Annotated in this window: 12 protein-coding genes and 1 pseudogene; 6 read left to right on the top strand and 7 right to left on the bottom strand. The window is 71.5% G+C overall.

Translation table 11 applies throughout. The features are described 5' to 3' along the window. Positions 1-126: 126 nt before the first annotated feature. Positions 127-1,320, bottom strand: coding sequence for an alpha/beta hydrolase family protein (locus DEI97_RS07935; protein WP_111073296.1), 1,194 nt, complete (start codon positions 1,318-1,320; stop codon positions 127-129). 115 nt (positions 1,321-1,435) lie between these two features. Here DEI97_RS07935 and DEI97_RS07930 point away from each other — a divergent pair, with 115 nt between their 5' ends. From DEI97_RS07930 to DEI97_RS07915, 4 genes are all read left to right on the top strand, one after another. Next, positions 1,436-2,032, top strand: a complete 597-nt coding sequence (locus tag DEI97_RS07930; RefSeq protein WP_111073295.1) for a DUF3000 domain-containing protein — start codon at positions 1,436-1,438, stop codon at positions 2,030-2,032. Next, positions 2,025-3,407 (top strand): HRDC domain-containing protein, encoded by a 1,383-nt coding sequence (locus DEI97_RS07925; RefSeq protein ID WP_111073294.1) that lies wholly within the window; start codon positions 2,025-2,027, stop codon positions 3,405-3,407. The genes DEI97_RS07930 and DEI97_RS07925 overlap by 8 nt, the downstream gene beginning before the upstream one ends. 126 nt (positions 3,408-3,533) lie before the next feature. Next, positions 3,534-4,745 (top strand): thiolase family protein, encoded by a 1,212-nt coding sequence (locus tag DEI97_RS07920; RefSeq protein WP_111073293.1) that lies wholly within the window; start codon positions 3,534-3,536, stop codon positions 4,743-4,745. A gap of 2 nt (positions 4,746-4,747) precedes the next feature. Next, positions 4,748-6,886, top strand: coding sequence for a 3-hydroxyacyl-CoA dehydrogenase NAD-binding domain-containing protein (locus DEI97_RS07915; RefSeq protein ID WP_111073292.1), 2,139 nt, complete (start codon positions 4,748-4,750; stop codon positions 6,884-6,886). Positions 6,887-7,060: 174 nt separating this feature from the next. Here DEI97_RS07915 and dxs read toward each other — a convergent pair whose 3' ends face one another. The 5 genes and pseudogenes from dxs to dut form a co-directional block, all read right to left on the bottom strand. Further along, positions 7,061-8,989: a 1-deoxy-D-xylulose-5-phosphate synthase gene (gene dxs, locus DEI97_RS07910; RefSeq protein WP_111073291.1), complete on the bottom strand. Its 1,929-nt coding sequence runs from the start codon at positions 8,987-8,989 to the stop codon at positions 7,061-7,063. A gap of 174 nt (positions 8,990-9,163) precedes the next feature. Next, on the bottom strand, positions 9,164-12,001 hold the full coding sequence (locus DEI97_RS07905; RefSeq protein WP_111073290.1) for an aconitate hydratase: 2,838 nt from the start codon (positions 11,999-12,001) through the stop codon (positions 9,164-9,166). A gap of 128 nt (positions 12,002-12,129) precedes the next feature. Next, entirely contained in the window at positions 12,130-12,894 is a 765-nt protein-coding gene (locus DEI97_RS07900; protein WP_111073289.1) for a DUF3159 domain-containing protein, read from the bottom strand. Between the two features lie 40 nt (positions 12,895-12,934). Next, the gene (locus DEI97_RS07895) at positions 12,935-13,654 is read right to left on the bottom strand and encodes a DUF3710 domain-containing protein (protein WP_111073288.1); all 720 of its coding nucleotides are present in this window, start codon (positions 13,652-13,654) and stop codon (positions 12,935-12,937) included. A gap of 122 nt (positions 13,655-13,776) precedes the next feature. Next, positions 13,777-14,205 (bottom strand): annotated as a pseudogene (dut, locus tag DEI97_RS07890) (dUTP diphosphatase); the annotation flags it as partial. Positions 14,206-14,281: 76 nt separating this feature from the next. Here dut and DEI97_RS07885 point away from each other — a divergent pair. Beyond that, the gene (locus DEI97_RS07885) at positions 14,282-14,746 is read left to right on the top strand and encodes a DUF3093 domain-containing protein (RefSeq protein ID WP_111073682.1); all 465 of its coding nucleotides are present in this window, start codon (positions 14,282-14,284) and stop codon (positions 14,744-14,746) included. A gap of 72 nt (positions 14,747-14,818) precedes the next feature. Here DEI97_RS07885 and DEI97_RS07880 read toward each other — a convergent pair whose 3' ends face one another. Beyond that, entirely contained in the window at positions 14,819-15,118 is a 300-nt protein-coding gene (locus DEI97_RS07880; RefSeq protein WP_110825450.1) for a DUF4193 domain-containing protein, read from the bottom strand. A 254-nt stretch (positions 15,119-15,372) separates the two neighbouring features. Between DEI97_RS07880 and sepH the strand changes: the two genes are divergently transcribed. Then, complete coding sequence (gene sepH / locus DEI97_RS07875) at positions 15,373-16,398, top strand: septation protein SepH (protein WP_111073286.1); 1,026 nt, start codon at positions 15,373-15,375, stop codon at positions 16,396-16,398. The last annotated feature ends 86 nt before the right edge of the window (positions 16,399-16,484 follow it).

The raw sequence follows: 16,484 nt of genomic DNA, 5'->3' as shown, positions 1-16,484 counted from the left end.
GTCGGGTGGTCACCACCCGACGGACGGGAGGCGCGTCATAGCTCGTCCCGCGCCTCCCGGCCGACGTCGGTCACCGTACGTCGGGAACCGCGCGCACGTCACCGCGCGCACGTCACCGCACGCATGTCACCGCACGTCGGCCGCCGGCCGCACCACGTCGGTCAGCCACGCCAGGATCCGCGCGTCGAACCACTCGGCGTCGTGGTTCCAGAGCTTGGTGTGCCGCGCGACGTGGGCGACCTCGAGCTGCACCAGGTCCGGCCGGGCCGCGGCGAGTGCGTACGACGCCGATGCCGGTACGAACCCGTCGTCGTCGCTGTGCAGCAGCAGGATCGGCACCCGCAGTTCGTCGGCGCGGGCGACCATGTCGAGTTCCCGCAGGTCGATCGGCTGGTCCAGTCCGGCGACCCGGTGGACGACGGGTGTGCGGAGGACCCACTGCGCCACCTTCCGCACCGGTCGGGGCAGCCGGAGCGCCCGGCTCTGCGACTTCAGGACCGCGTGCCAGTCGACGACCGCCGACTCCAGGACGACGCCGCTGACGAGTCCGGCGAGGCCCGAGCGCACCAGGGTCTGCAGGACGACGGCACCGCCCATCGACCAGCCCATCAGCACGACGCTCGTGGCGCCCTGCTGCGCGACCCAGTCCAGGGCGGCGTCGACGTCCTGCCACTCGGTCGACCCCAGGCCGTAGCGACCGTCCGGGCTCGGTGGTGCGACGCCGTCGTTCCGCCACGACGCCAGCAGGACCGAGTAGCCGGCGGCCCGGAACACGGGTACCGCACGGATCGTCTCGGCCCGGGTCACGCCCCGGCCGTGCACCAGGACGGCCCAGGGCGCGGCCGGGTCCTCGGCACGGACGACCCAGGCGGGGGCGGGGCCGTTCGGGGTCTGCACGTCGACGTCCTCGACCGGCACCCCGAGCTCCCCCGGGGTCAGGTAGAACCAGCCGCCCCACCGGCCGCGTCGGGCGACGGTGGGGTCGCCGGCGTCGACGGCGATGACCCGGCGGGTGACGGTCGTGTCGGTGGTGTCGAGCACTTCGCCGATGCGCATGTGCCCCGTCGCGCCACCGAACCACAGGCTGTACCGACCCGGGGACTCGGTGTCGGGACTGCGTCCCAGGGAGACGGTGCGCGCCTCCAGGTCGACGGCCGTGATCGGCACCCGCTCGGTGCGCTTGCGGTCCGGGGTGACCACGGCCCGGGCGACGGCGGCGACCGAGCCGGCGACCACGGCGACGCCGACGGCAGCGGCGGTGACGCCGGCACCCAGCGCGAGGAGGCCGACGGACCGGACGGCATCGGGACGGCGGGCCATGCGGGCCTTCCAGGAAGAGGACGACTCAGGACGAGGGCGACTGCGGGCAGCACGACTGCGGGGCGGACGGCGTGCCGCCCGTACCGGTGCTGGGTCCGGAGCCTAGTCTGCATCCGTGCCCGAATCCCGAGACCCCGACGCCGAACCGGAGGCGTTCGCGCGTCTCCGCCAGTTCGTGTCGAGCGGCAGGACCCGCACCGAGACCACGGTCACCGAGATCCCGTCGCCGAGTCGCATCGCCCCGTTCTCGCTCGCCCTGGCGGCGGACGTGTCGGGCGCGGTGCACGGTGTGGACTCCGACCTCGGCACCGGACGCTTCATCGCCCTGCACGACCCCGCCGAGCCGGAGGGGTGGGGCGGCGCGTACCGCATCGTCACCTTCGCGCAGGCCCCGCTCGAGCCCGAGATCGGGGTCGACGAGTTCGTCGCCGACGTCACCTGGAGCTGGCTCGTCGACGCCCTCGACGCGCACGGTGCCCGGTACGGCAACGCGTCCGGCACGGCGACGAAGATCATCTCGCGCGGGTACGGCGAACTCGCGGCACAGGGCGACGGTGCCCAACTGGAACTGCGGGCGTCGTGGACGCCCCTCGACGACGACCTGACGCCGCACGTGCAGGCGTGGGAGGAGATCGTGGCGATGCTCGCCGGACTCCCCCCGGCCTCGGACGGTGTCTCGCTCCTGGCCCCCCGGAGGCTCGCCCGTGACTGACGCCGATCCCGCCTACGAGGACGCGCACGCCGCCGTCCACGTCATCGAGGAGCGCGACGAGTACCTCGACGCGGTCGCCCGCCTGGCCGCCGGCACCGGTCCGGTCGCGGTCGACGCCGAGCGCGCCAGCGGGTACCGCTACTCGCAGCGGGCCTACCTGATCCAGGTGTTCCGCCGCGGGTCCGGCTCGTTCCTGTTCGACCCGATCGCGATCGGCGACTTCACCGACCTGCAGGCCGCGCTCGTCGACGAGGAGTGGGTGTTCCACGCCGCGTCGCAGGACCTGCCGTGCCTCCGCGAGGTCGGCCTGGTCCCGACCCGGATCTTCGACACTGAGCTCGGCGCGCGCATCGCCGGCTTCCCCCGTGTCGGCCTCGGTGCGGTCGTCGAGCAGCTGCTCGGCATCACCCTGGCGAAGGCGCACTCCGCCGCGGACTGGTCGACCAGGCCGCTGCCCCAGGCCTGGCTCGTGTACGCCGCCCTCGACGTCGAACTGCTGCCGGACCTCCGCGACTCGCTCGCCGCGGTCCTCGAAGCAGCCGGCAAGGCACGCATCGCGGAGGAGGAGTTCGCCGCCGTCCTCGCCCGTGCGCCGAAGCCGCCGCGCGCCGAGCCCTGGCGCCGACTGTCGGGCATGAACGTGCTCCGCGGTGCCCGGGCCCTCGCGATCGCCCGGTCGCTGTGGCTCGCCCGCGACGCGTACGCGCAGGAGACCGACATCGCCCCCGGCCGGACGATCCCGGACTCGGCGATCGTGGCCGCCGCCGCTGCCGCCCCGACCTCGCGTGCCGAACTCGGAGCGCTGAAGTCCTTCACGGGCCGCGCCAGCCGCTCCGAACTCGACCGGTGGTGGGCCGCCCTCGAGGAGGGTCGCACCACCGAGGACCTGCCGCGCCTGCGTGGCGGGAGCGAGCCGAGCCTCCCGCCGCCCCGCGCATGGGCCGAACGCAACCCGGCCGCCGACCGCCGGTACCGCGCCGCCCGTGCCGCCGTCACCGCGCGTGCCGCCGAGCTCGACCTGCCCGTCGAGAACCTGCTGACGCCGGAGACGCTGCGTCTGGTGTCCTGGACGCCGCCGAAGACCGTCGCGACCGAGACCGTCGGGGCGACCCTCGCGTCGCACGACGCCCGGCCGTGGCAGGTCGAGGAGACCGCGTCGGTCATCGCGCACGCGTTCGAGGTGGCTGCGGACCGTTCCGTTGAGGACCCGGCGGCCGAGGTCACGGCGACCACGGCCTCCCGGCCGGACGACACGACGGCGGACGCCGACGCGCTCGGCGCGACCGACGACCCGGATGCCGACGCGCAGACCGGCGACGCCGCGCTTGTCGCAGACGGACAGGCCGACGACGCCACCGGGACCACCGGCTCGTAGGAACCGCCCAACCGACGTGCCCCTGCCCAGCCGGGGGTACTAGCGTCGGAGCGTCGCCGGGCGAGGCCCGGCCGGTCGGGGTGACACGTCGCTCCGGCCCGATCGTTGTGGATCTGGAGGCTCGCATTGCCGAAGACATCAGACGTCGTGTTCGTGGACGGTGTCCGTACCCCGTTCGGCCGCGCCGGTGAGAAGGGGGTGTTCTGGCGGACCCGCGCCGACGACCTCGCCGTGCACGCGATGCGTGGGCTGCTCGACCGGAACAGCTCGCTCGACGGAGCCGCCGTCGACGACGTCGCGGTCGCCGCGACCACCCAGCAGGGCGACCAGGGCCTGACCCTCGGACGCACCGTCGGGATGCTCGCCGGCCTGCCGAAGTCCGTCCCCGGCTACGCCATCGACCGCATGTGCGCGGGTGCGATGACGAGCGTCACCACCCTCGCCGGCGCGATCGCGTTCGGTGCCGCCGACGTCGCCATCGCCGGCGGGGTCGAGCACATGGGTCGTCACCCGATGGGCTTCAACGCCGACCCGAACCCGCGCTTCGTCGCGGAGCGCATGGTCGCCCCCGACGCGCTCGTGATGGGCAACACCGCCGAGCGCCTGCACGACCGTTTCCCCGCCATCACGAAGGACCGCACCGACGCCTTCGCCGTGCAGTCGCAGCAGCGGTACGCCGCCGCCTGGGGCGCCGGCAAGCTGCAGCCGGACGTCATCCCGGTCGAGGTGAACACCGGTCAGGGCTGGGACATCGTGTCGGCCGACGAGCCGCCGCGTCCCGGCACCACCCTGGAGGCCCTGGCCGCGTTGAAGACGCCGTTCCGGTCCCACGGACGGGTCACCGCCGGCAACGCCGCCGGCCTGAACGACGGCGCGACGATGAGTCTGCTGGCCTCGGACGCCGGCGCGAAGGAGCACGGGCTGCCGACGAAGATGCGCATGGTCTCGTTCGCCTTCGCGGGCGTCGAGCCCGAGGTGATGGGCGTCGGCCCGGTGCCCGCGACCGACAAGGCCCTGTTGAAGGCCGGCCTGTCGATCGACGACATCGGCCTGTTCGAGATCAACGAGGCGTTCGCGGTGCAGGTGCTCGCGTTCCTCGACAACTACGGCATCGCGCAGGACTCGCCGAACGTCAACGCCTGGGGTGGTGCGATCGCCGTCGGGCACCCGCTCGCCTCGAGCGGTGTGCGTCTGATGACCCAGCTCGCGGCGCAGTTCGCCGAGCGTCCGGACGTCAAGTACGGCATCACGACGATGTGCATCGGGCTCGGCCAGGGCGGCACCGTCATCTGGGAGAACCCGAACTTCAGCAAGTCCGCGGCACGGAAGGCGGCCTGACCATGACCACCACCCCGATCGACCAGCTGACCGCGCTGAGCGAGGACGAGGTCGTCACCCACTCGTACGTCAAGCACGTCGCGCTGCCTTCCGGTGGCACGCTCGCGCTCATCACGCTCGACAACGGCAAGGACTACAAGCGCCCCTCGACGCTCGGCCCGCGCACCATGCGGGAGCTGTCCGGCGTCCTCGACGAGCTCCGTGCCGCCGCAGCCGCCGGCACCGTCCAGGCCGTCGCGATCACCGGCAAGGAGTACTGCTTCGCCGCGGGCGCCGACCTGTCCCAGGCGGCAGCGCTGCCCTCCCGCGAGGTCGCCCACGAGCTCGGTGTGCTCGGCCACGCCACGCTCCGGAAGTTCAGCGAGCTCGGAGTCCCGTCGTTCGCGTTCGTCAACGGCATCGCGCTCGGCGGCGGGCTCGAGGTGGCGCTGCACTGCACCTACCGCGTGTTCTCGTCCGCTGCCCAGGGCATCGGGCTGCCCGAGGTCTTCCTCGGCATCATCCCCGGCTGGGGTGGTGCGACGCTGCTCCCCCGCCTGATCGGCCCGGAGAAGGCCCTGCGGGTCATCGTCGAGAACCCGCTGAAGAACAACCGCCTGATGGACGGGAAGGCCGCGGTCGACCTCGGCATCGGCGACGCCCTCATCCCCTCGGTGACCTTCCTGCCGTCCGCGGTCGCCTGGGCTGACGGCGTCGTGTCCGGTCGCACCAAGGTGGTCCGCAAGAACGAGCCCGGCATGATCGAGAAGGCCGCCTGGGGCACCATCGTCAAGGTCGCCCGACAGCAGGTGACGTCGAAGATCGGCAGCGTCCCGAAGTCGCCGTTCCGCGCGCTCGACCTCGTCGCCGCCGCCAAGTCCGGGTCGCTCGAGGAGCGCTTCGCCGGGGAGGACGACGCCCTCGCCGACCTGCTCGCCGGGGACCAGTTCGCCGCGTCGATGTACGCGTTCGACCTGGTGCAGAAGCGGGCAAAGCGCCCGGTCGGCGCTCCCGAGGGCGTCGACGCGAAGAAGGTCACGAAGGTCGGCGTCCTCGGCGCCGGGCTGATGGCCTCGCAGTTCGCACTGCTCTTCGCCCGCCGACTCGGGGTCCCCGTCGTCATCACCGACGTCTCGCAGGAGCGCGTCGACGCCGGTGTCGCCCGGATCCGCCAGTCCGTGGACGAGATGCTCGCCAAGGGCCGGGTCTCGCAGGACGACGCGAACCGCATCACCGCACTCGTCAGCGGTTCGGTGTCGTACGACGCCTTCGCGGACGCCGACTGGGTGATCGAGGCCGTCTTCGAGGAGATGGGCGTCAAGCAGGAGGTGTTCCGGAAGATCGAGCAGGTCATCGCACCGGACGCGATCCTCGCCACGAACACCTCGTCGCTGTCGGTGGACGAGATGGCGTCGGTGCTGCAGAACCCGGAGCGTCTGGTCGGGTTCCACTTCTTCAACCCCGTCGCGGTGATGCCGCTGCTCGAGGTCGTCCGCGCTTCCCGGACGTCCGACGAGGCCGTCGCCACCGCGCTCTCGGTCGCGAAGACCCTGAAGAAGACGGCGATCGTCACGGCCGACCAGCCGGGCTTCGTCGTCAACCGGGTGCTCGCACGCGTCCTCGGCGAGGCCATGCGCGGCGTCGAGGAGGGCACCTCGTTCGAGACCGTCGCCGAGGGCGCCGCTCCCCTGGGCCTGCCGATGTCGCCGTTCGAGCTGCTCGAGCTCGTCGGCCTGCCGGTCGGCGCGCACGTGCTCGACTCGCACTACGCGGCGTGGCCGGAGCGCTTCTACCCGGGCGACGGCCTGAAGCGGATCGCTAAGCACGGGACGATCCTGACCCGCGACAAGAAGGGCAACGCGACCGGGTACGACTCCGCCGCCGTGAAGCTCGTCGCGCCGTCGAAGAAGGACGCTCACCCGGTCGACGCTGCCGAGATGCAGCGCCGGTTCGAGGACGCCCTGGCCGACGAGGTGCACCGCATGCTCGAGGACGGGGTCGTCCAGCACGTCGAGGAGATCGACCTCGGGCTGATCCTGGGCGCGGGTTACCCGTTCCAGGCCGGCGGCATCAGCCCGTACCTCGACCGCAGCGGGGCGTCCGAGCGGGTCTTCGGTGGCACGTTCCACGAGCCGCCGATCGTCGGGCCCGCCTCCCGCTGACCCGGCGGCCGGGTGGCTGCTGCCCAGTGCCTGGCGCCGGCAGGCTCCGCACAACAGGAACCGCCCCGAACCACGGGATCCCATGGTTCGGGGCGGTTCCTGTTGTGCGACGCCGAAGCGCGCCGGGCACGGCGCCCCCGCACCGCGGCCGCGCGGCCCGCGCCAGCGTCAGCGTCAGCGCTCCGCGGACTCCCGCGACCGCGCCGGCTTCGCCTGGGGCACCTTCGTCCCGACGACCTGGTCGATGACGTCGCGGGCGATCGCCTGCGCCGTCAGCCCGGCATCGGCGAGGATCTGACTGCGGCTCGCATGGGCGATGAACTCGTCCGGCAGCCCGAGCTCGTTCACACCCGTGTCGACCCCGGCAGCGCGGAGGTCCTGCCGCAACCGGGTCCCGACGCCGCCGACGCGGACGCCGTCCTCGATCGTGATGACGAGCCGGTGGTCGCGCGACAGGTCGATGAGCGACGCCGGGATCGGCACGACCCACCGCGGGTCGACGACGGTGACACCGATGCCCTGCGCCTCGAGCAGTCCAGCGGCCTCGAGCGCCGTCGGCACCATCGACCCGACGGCCACGATCAACACGTCCTCCGACGCGTCGGAGGCGTGCAGGACGTCCACCCCGTCCGCCGTCCGGGACACCGCGGGGATGTCCGGTCCGACCTGGCCCTTGGACCACCGGAGGACCGTGGGCGCGTCGTCGACGGCCACAGCCTCCCGGAACTCCTCGCGCAGGGTGACGGCGTCGCGCGGCGCCGCGATCCGGATGCCCGGGACCACCTGGAGCAGCGCCAGGTCCCACATGCCGTGGTGGGAGGGACCGTCCGGGCCGGTGATGCCGGCCCGGTCGAGGACGAACGTCACCCCGGCGCGGTGCAGGGCGACGTCCATGAGCACCTGGTCGAACGCCCGGTTGAGGAAGGTGGCGTAGAGGGCCACGACGGGGTGCAGTCCCCCGTACGCCAGACCTGCGGCCGTGGTGACCGCGTGCTGCTCGGCGATGCCGACGTCGATCACCCGGTCGGGGTGGGCCTGCTGGAACAGGTGCAGCCCGGTGGGGCGGAGCATCGCCGCGGTGATCGCCATGATGCGCGGGTCCTCGTGACCGACGTCGGCCAGGGTGGCGGCGAAGACGGAGGTCCACGACGGCCCCGAGGCCTTGTCGAGCGACTCGCCGGTCTCCGGGTCGATGTGCCCGACGGCGTGGAACTGGTCCGCCTGGTCGCGGAGCGCGGGCTCGAAGCCGTGCCCCTTCTCGGTGATCACGTGCACGATGACGGGCGAGCCGTAGCCCTTCGCCTGCCGGAGCGCCGCCTCCATCGCCTGCTGGTCGTGCCCGTCGACGGGGCCGATGTACTTGATGTCGAGGTTCGAGTACAGCGCCTCGTTGTTCGTGAAGCGCGACAGGAACCCGTGCAGTCCGCCACGGAGGCCGCGGTACACCGCACGCCCGGGCGCGCCGAAGTGGTCGGCTGCGGCGCGGCTCTTCTCGTACAGCGTGCGGTACTCGCGGCGGGTGCGGACCGAGCTGAGGAACCGGGCCATCCCACCGATCGTCGGCGCGTACGAGCGGCCGTTGTCGTTGACCACGATCACCAGGCGGCGGTCGTTCTGGTCCGAGATGTTGTTGAGCGCCTCCCATGTCATGCCACCGGTGAGGGCACCGTCACCGACCACCGCGACGACCGTGCGGTCGGACTGCCCGGTCTGCTGGAAGGCGCGGGAGATGCCGTCCGCCCACGACAGCGACGAGGACGCGTGCGAGGACTCGACGATGTCGTGCTCCGACTCGCTGCGCTGCGGGTAGCCGGCGATGCCGCCGCGCTCACGCAGGTGCGAGAAGTCCTGGCGCCCGGTGACGAGCTTGTGCACGTACGACTGGTGGCCGGTGTCGAAGACGAAGGGGTCGTGCGGCGACTCGAAGACCCGGTGCATGGCGAGGGTCAGCTCGACGACGCCGAGGTTCGGCCCGAGGTGGCCGCCGGTCTTGGCGACCTCGGCGACCAGGAAGGCGCGGATTTCGGCGGCGAGTTCGGTCATCTGCGCGTCGGAGAGACGCTTCAGGTCGCGCGGGGACGTGATGCTGGCGAGCAGGCTCACGGGCGCTCCTTTCGTACGGCTGACGGCCCACTCTATGCGCGCGACCGGCACACGGACTGGAGGCGCGGTGACGGCCCGCCACGCGCCTCCCGTCCTCCGCGGAACGCAACCAGGGCGGCTCCTCGCAACGGAGTACCGCTGCGTGGAGCCGCCCAGGTTGCGTGTTGCGAGGGGTCAGACGAGGGAGCGGAGGACGTACTGCAGGATGCCGCCGTTCCGGTAGTAGTCGGCCTCACCCGGGGTGTCGATGCGGACGACCGCGTCGAACTCGATCGGCTGCTTGCCGGCCGGCGAGTGCTCGGTCGGCTCGGCCGTGACGTGCACGGTCTTCGGCGTGGTGCCGTCGTTCAGCGCGGTCAGACCCGAGATCGAGATCGACTCGGTGCCGTCGAGCCCGAGGGACTCGATCGACTCGCCCTCCGGGAACTGTAGCGGGACGACGCCCATGCCGATGAGGTTCGACCGGTGGATCCGCTCGAAGCTCTCGGTGATGACGGCCTTGACGCCCAGCAGGCTCGTGCCCTTCGCCGCCCAGTCACGGGAGGAACCGGAGCCGTACTCCTTGCCACCCAGGACGACGAGCGGGGTGCCCTGCGCCTGGTAGTGCTCGGACGCGTCGTAGATGAACGACTGGGCACCGTCGGGCGTGGTGAAGTCGCGGGTGTAGCCGCCCTCGACCCCGTCGAGCAGCTGGTTGCGCAGACGGATGTTCGCGAACGTGCCACGGATCATGACCTCGTGGTTGCCGCGACGCGAGCCGTAGGAGTTGAAGTCCTTGCGGTCGACACCGTGGTCGGCGAGGTACTTGCCCGCCGGGCTGTCCGCCTTGATCGAACCGGCCGGCGAGATGTGGTCGGTGGTGACCGAGTCGCCGAGCTTCGCGAGCACGCGGGCACCCGAGATGTCCGAGACCGCGTCCGGCTGCATGGTCATGCCATCGAAGTACGGGGGCTTCCGCACGTAGGTGGACTCGCTGTCCCACTCGAACGTGTCACCGGTCGGGGTCGGCAGGTTCTTCCACCGGTCGTCGCCCTCGAACACGGAGCCGTACTCGTGGGTGAACATCTCGGTGTCGATCGAGGCGTCGATGACCTGCTGGACCTCGGCCGTGTCGGGCCAGATGTCCTTGAGGTACACCGCGTTGCCGTCGGTGTCGGTGCCGAGCGAGTCGGTGTCGAAGTCGAAGTGCATCGAGCCGGCGAGCGCGTACGCGATGACCAGCGGCGGCGAGGCCAGGTAGTTCATCTTCACGTCGGGGTTGATGCGGCCCTCGAAGTTGCGGTTGCCGGAGAGCACCGCGGTGACGGCGAGGTCGTTGTCCTGCACGGCCTGCGAGATCTCGTCCGGCAGCGGGCCGGAGTTGCCGATGCAGGTGGTGCAGCCGTAGCCGACCGTGTAGAAGCCGAGGTCCTCGAGGTAGGTCGTGAGTCCGGCCTTCTCGTAGTAGTCGGTGACGACCTTCGACCCGGGGGCCAGGGTGGTCTTCACCCACGGCTTGGCCTTCAGGCCCTTCTTCGCCGCGTTGCGGGCGAGGATGCCGGCGGCCATCATCACGGACGGGTTCGACGTGTTCGTGCAGGACGTGATCGCCGCGATCGCCACGGCGCCGTGGTCGATGGTGAACGGGTCACCGTCGGCGATGGCGACCGAGGTCGGCTTGGACACGGTGCCGGGCGCACTGGAGGCGTGGGCCGGGACCTCGGACGCCGGTGCGTCCTGCAGGTCGTCGACCGCGTGCTCGTCGCCGGGGACCGCGGCCACCGGGTCGGAGGCGGGGAACGTGTCCGCGACGGCCTTGTCCTCTTCGGTGTGGTCGATGCTCGCGTAGTTGGCGAGGTCGACCTCGAACTGGTCCTTCGCGTGCGACAGGACGATGCGGTCCTGCGGACGCTTCGGGCCGGAGATCGAGGGGACGACGGTGGAGAGGTCCAGCTCGAGGTACTCCGAGTAGGCCGGCTCGACCGACGGGTCGTGCCAGAGGCCCTGCGTCTTCGAGTAGGCCTCGACCAGGGCGATCTGTGCCTCGTCGCGACCGGTCAGGCGCAGGTAGTCGAGCGTGACGTCGTCGACCGGGAAGATCGCGGCCGTCGAGCCGAACTCGGGGCTCATGTTGCCGATGGTCGCGCGGTTCGCGAGCGGCACCGCGCCGACGCCCTCGCCGTAGAACTCGACGAACTTGCCGACCACGCCGTGCTTGCGGAGCTGCTCGGTGATGGTGAGCACCACGTCGGTCGCGGTCACGCCGGCGGGGATCTCACCCGAGAGCTTGAAGCCGACGACCTTCGGGATGAGCATCGACACCGGCTGGCCGAGCATCGCCGCTTCGGCCTCGATGCCGCCGACGCCCCAGCCCAGCACACCGAGGCCGTTGACCATCGTGGTGTGCGAGTCGGTGCCGACCAGGGTGTCCGGGTAGGCGTAGGTCTCGCCGTCGAAGTCACGCGTGTAGGTGACCTTCGCCAGGTACTCGATGTTGACCTGGTGGACGATGCCGGTGCCCGGCGGGACGACCTTGAAGTCCTCGAACGCCGTCTGGCCCCAGCGGAGGAACTGGTAGCGCTCCCCGTTCCGCTCGTACTCCAGGTCGGTGTTGCGCTGGAGGGCGTCGGAGCTGCCGAAGAGGTCCGCGATGACCGAGTGGTCGATGACCATCTCGGCCGGGGACAGCGGGTTGATCTTGTTCGGGTCGCCGCCGATCTCCGCCATCGCTTCACGCATGGTGGCGAGGTCGACGATGCACGGGACACCGGTGAAGTCCTGCATGACCACGCGGGCCGGGGAGAACTGGATCTCGGTGTCCGGGTCGGCCTCGGGCTTCCACGAGCCGAGCGCGCGGATCTGGCCCTCGGTGACGTTCTTGCCGTCCTCGGTGCGTAGGAGGTTCTCGAGCAGCACCTTGAGGCTGTACGGGAGCTTCTCGTGCCCGGGCACGGCGTCGATCCGGTGGATGGCGTAGTCGACACCCCCGACCGAGAGTGTGTCCTTCGAGCCGAAGCTGTTGACTGCAGCCACTGTGCCGCCTCCCTGTTGATCGGTGTGCCCTCATCCTCGCGGGCCGCGGGACGTCCCACCAGCAAGGTGAACCTAAACCCGGGGACTCCGTCGTGCCCGGATGAAAGTGTCTTGACGTCGAGACAACTCTACACCGCGGCGGGTTCGTCCTTGACGAAGACGGTCCGGACGAGCAGCCACGTCACCCAGAGCAGGGCTGCGTAGAGCGGGACGCCGGTGATGAGCTTGATGCCGGCGAGCAGTTCGACCTGCGCTGCCAACCAGAGCGGGATCTCGAAGGCCAGGCGGAAGGCGAAGAGCCCGGCCCACATCCACGTCGCGACGGTGAGCACCCGTCGCTTGGCCGGGTCGTCCCGCCAGTCGTGCCCGTCGTCGTCCCCCGGCACGAGCAGCCCGACGATCAGGCCGATCAGCGGCCGACGCATCGCCAGCGTGACGAGGATGACCGCCAGGAACACCGCGTTGATGACGATGCCGGGGATGAAGTTGCTCTCGGCGCGACCGGTCAGCAGGGCGAGGCCCGCCGAGATCGCGACGCCGAAGATGCCGGCGAAGGACATCATGATCGACTGGCGCTGGAGCAGGCGGAGCACCACGAAGACGAGCCCGATCACGACCGGGACGACGACGCTCGGCACGACCTCCTTCGTGATCGCGTAGACGATCAGGAACGCGAAGCCCGGCAGCACCGACTCGGCGAGCCCGCGGACACCCCCGACGGCCGTCAGCAGCGCCTTGCCGGAGGGGGCCTCCCCCGGGGCGACCTGCCCGATGCCCGCGTTCCGCACCGCGTCGCGCAGCTGGGCCTGCAGCGACAGCGGTTCGGCGCGCTCCTCGGCGAAGGGGTCCGGGGTGACCGCATCGGGACGGGAGCGGTCGTCGTGGTCCGTCACCGGGCCTCCAGGCTGGTTCGTGGGGTCGGCCGCAGCCGCGTCAGATGGTCGACTGCGCCGACTTCGGCATGTGCAGCGGGATGAGGTCGCGCGGCGGCATCGGCGTCGTGCCGCGCACGACGACGACGCTGCGGAACAGTTCCTCGATGTCGGCGGAGTCGTCGGGCTGGTCGGCGGCCTTGCCGGCGATCACGCCACGGAGGAACCAGCGCGGGCCGTCGACGCCGACGAACCGGGCCGCACGGACGCCGTCGGTGACACCCTCGCCACCGACGACGGGCACCTGGGCGCGGAGTTCGGGGCCGAACGGGCCGTCGACCTCGGTCACGACCCCGCCCTGCTGCTGGATCTGCTCCGCGATCTGCGCGCGGATCTCGTGCCAGAGCCCGGTCGACCGCGGTGCGGCGAAGGGCTGCACCTGCAGGGTCGAGTCGTCGAAGTCGAGCCCGACGGCGACCACGCGCTGCGAGTCCTCTTCCACCTCGAGGCGGAGGTGCAGGCCCTCGCGCGGCAGGATCTTCACGCCACCCAGGTCGACGTACGGGCGGACCAGGTTCGCCTCGGTCTCGTCGAGGGGGCCGTTGTCACTGCGGTCCAGCGGCGCCGACTTGTCGGTCGACTCGGTGGCCAGCACCTCGTCGAAGCCCGCGTCGGCGTCGTCGGCGAGTTCGATCTCGGCCGAGGGCCCGGCGACCTCGACGTCGTCCACCACAGCCTCGGCGACCTCGACCTCGTCGCGCTTGCGTCGTCCGATCCTCATGACCGCGTCCCTTCCAGACCCTGCTCGTGCATGTCGACGGGCGTTCCCGCTCCGCCGTTCCGTTCGGTGTCCTGCTCGGCGTCGACGACGTCGGCGGATCCCTGGTGACCGGTGCGGTCACCGTAGCCCGACGACCCGAACCCGCCCTGTCCGCGGACGCTCTCCGGCAGTTCGGTGACCTGCGTGAACGTCACGCGGGGCACCGGCAGGACGATGAGCTGCGCGATCCGGTCCCCGACCTGGACCGCGTACGGCTCGGTGGCGTCCGTGTTGAGCAGCGCGACCTTGACCTCGCCGCGGTAGCCCGAGTCGATGGTGCCGGGCGCGTTCACGATCGTGATGCCGTGCTTGGCCGCGAGCCCGCTGCGGGGCACGACGAACCCGACGTGCTGGTCCGGCAGGGCGATCGCGAGCCCGGTGCCGACCAGGCGGCGCTCCCCGGGCGCGAGCACGAAGGACTCGGCGGACACCAGGTCGGCCCCGGCGTCGCCGGGCTTGGCGAACACGGGGGCGGCGTTGCCGGTCCAGAGGACGTCGACTGCTTCGGTCACGAGACGAGGGTAGTGCAGACCGTGACCGATCCGTGACCTGCTCCGAGCACGCAGCGGCTCGTGGTCGAATGGAGGGGTGACCGTGTACCGCGAACGACTGTGGGCCCCGCCCGCCCTGTACCTGGCGACGGCGCTCGTCATCCCCGCGAGCCTCCTCGTCTTCCTGCCCATCAGCGCGACCGCCGGGGTCGCCGTGGCCATCGGCATGGAGCTCGGCGTGCTCCTGCTCCTGTGGGCACTCGCACCCGTCATCGAGGTGACGGACACCGAGTTCCGTGCCGGACGGGCCCACCTGCCCCGCTCGGTCGTCGGCGAGGTCGCCGGGTTCGACGGTGCTGCGGCGACGAGCCAGCGCGGACCGGAGCTGGACGCGCGCGCCTGGACCCTGTTCCGCGGCTACGTGCACGGGGTCGTCAAGGTGGAGGTCCGGGACGCCGCCGACCCGACGCCGTACTGGCTGGTGAGCGTCCGCGACCCGGAGGCCGTCACCCGGGCCCTGACGAGCGGCGCCACGCAGACGAACGGCACCGGACCGGCCTGACCGCGCACCCCGCACATGCGGAACGGCCCGCATCCAGCAGGATGCGGGCCGTTCCGGCGTTCGGTCGGTGTCTCAGAGTGCAGCGCACTCCATGCAGACCGGGCCGAGCTTCGTCTCGTGGTCGAGCTGCGAGCGGTGCTTCACCAGGAAGCACTCCACACAGGTGAACTCGTCGACCTGCGGGGGCAGGACGACGACGTCGAGGTCGACGTCGCTGAGGTCCTGGCCCGCGAGCTCGAAGCTGCCCGGGTTGTCAGAATCGTCGTCGACGACTCCCGACATCTTGTCGGGGACGCGCTCCTTGAGGGCCTCGATCGACTCCGAGTCAGAGTTGTCGTCGGTCTTCCGAGGGGCGTCGTAATCGGTGGCCATGCCCATCCATTTCTCGTATCGAGAGGTCGTCGCCGGATTCGGCGGCGACAGTTTGCACCACGGCCCGTCCGAGTGCAAACCGAGTACTCGAGCGGTGCGTTCTGGCCGTGCAACCCGGCGCGCATCCCGACCATTCCCGATGCCGGGGACGAGACGCGCGGCACGCCGGGTGCCTGCGCCGAAAGTGCTGCAGCGGCCTGCATACTCCTCGGGTACGAGGCACGACCGTACGCAGGCAGCGGAGGGCGGAACCCATGCAAGACGTGAGAGTCATCGGAGTCGAATCCGGGTCACTCCTCCTGGCGACCGACGGCGGGACCGAGTTCCGGCTGCCCGTCACCGCGTCGCTCCCGGGCCAGGTCCGGCAGGCGAACCCCGACTCCGGGCCGCAGAAGCGCGTCTCGCCGAAGGACGTGCAGGCACGCATCCGCAGCGGTTCCGACGCCGCCGACGTCGCCGCCGTCCTGGGGGTCGAGGTCGACTACGTCCGCCGCTTCGAGGGCCCGGTGCTCGCCGAGCGCGCGTTCGTCCTCGACGCCGCCCGTCGGGTCAGTGTGACCCCGGTCGACGACGCCTCCCCCGACACCTTCGGCGCGGCCATCACGGCCCGCCTCGAGTCCGGCGACGCCACCGACATCGCGTGGTCGAGCTGGAAGCACGTCGAGAACGGCTGGCAGGTGCAGGTCCGCTACACCGCGGCCGAGGTCGAGCACGACGCCCAGTGGCGCTTCGACCCGAAGACCGCCACGCTCGTGCCGGACAACGGTGACGCGCACCGCCTGTCCCACACCGAGGACGAGGGCATCGCCCCGCGTCTCCGCGCCGTCGAGTACGAGCGTCAGGACGAGGACGGCACCCGGTTCGACTCCGGCGCCTTCCACGTCGAGGAGCCCGCCGCCGAGGAACCGGCTGCCCCCGAGGCGGTCGAGCGCACCTCGCTGCGTCCGCCGCTCCCCCGCATCGGTACCTCGTACGTCGAGGAGCGCGCGCCCGGCAACGAGACCGCGGACCTGCTCGAGGCGCTCCGTCGCCGCCGCGGTGAGCGCGAGGCCGCGTCCTTCCCCGACCAGCAGGACGCCCCGCGCGGCACCTCGGTCGGACTCGTCGACCTGCCCGTGTCCCCCGTCGACGACTCGGACACCGCCCCGCAGCCGGAGGCCCGGCCCACCGCCGTCCCGGACGGCGACAGCCGCTCGGACCGCCGCAAGCGCAACCGCCGGGCGATGCCCAGCTGGGACGAGATCGTCTTCGGCACCCGTCCGGACGACGACACCGTCTGACCCGACCGACTCTGACAGGAGGCCCGTCCCACGTCCGTGGGGCGGGCCTCCTGTCCGTCTCGGGGCCGAGTCCCCGGGCCCGATGC

Origin of the sequence: Curtobacterium sp. MCLR17_032 (assembly GCF_003234795.2) — a bacterium.
In the GTDB taxonomy this organism is placed as follows: Bacteria; Actinomycetota; Actinomycetes; order Actinomycetales; family Microbacteriaceae; genus Curtobacterium.
The sequence above is the reverse complement of the archived record's forward strand: the minus strand, read 5'-3'. Positions and strand labels throughout refer to the sequence as shown.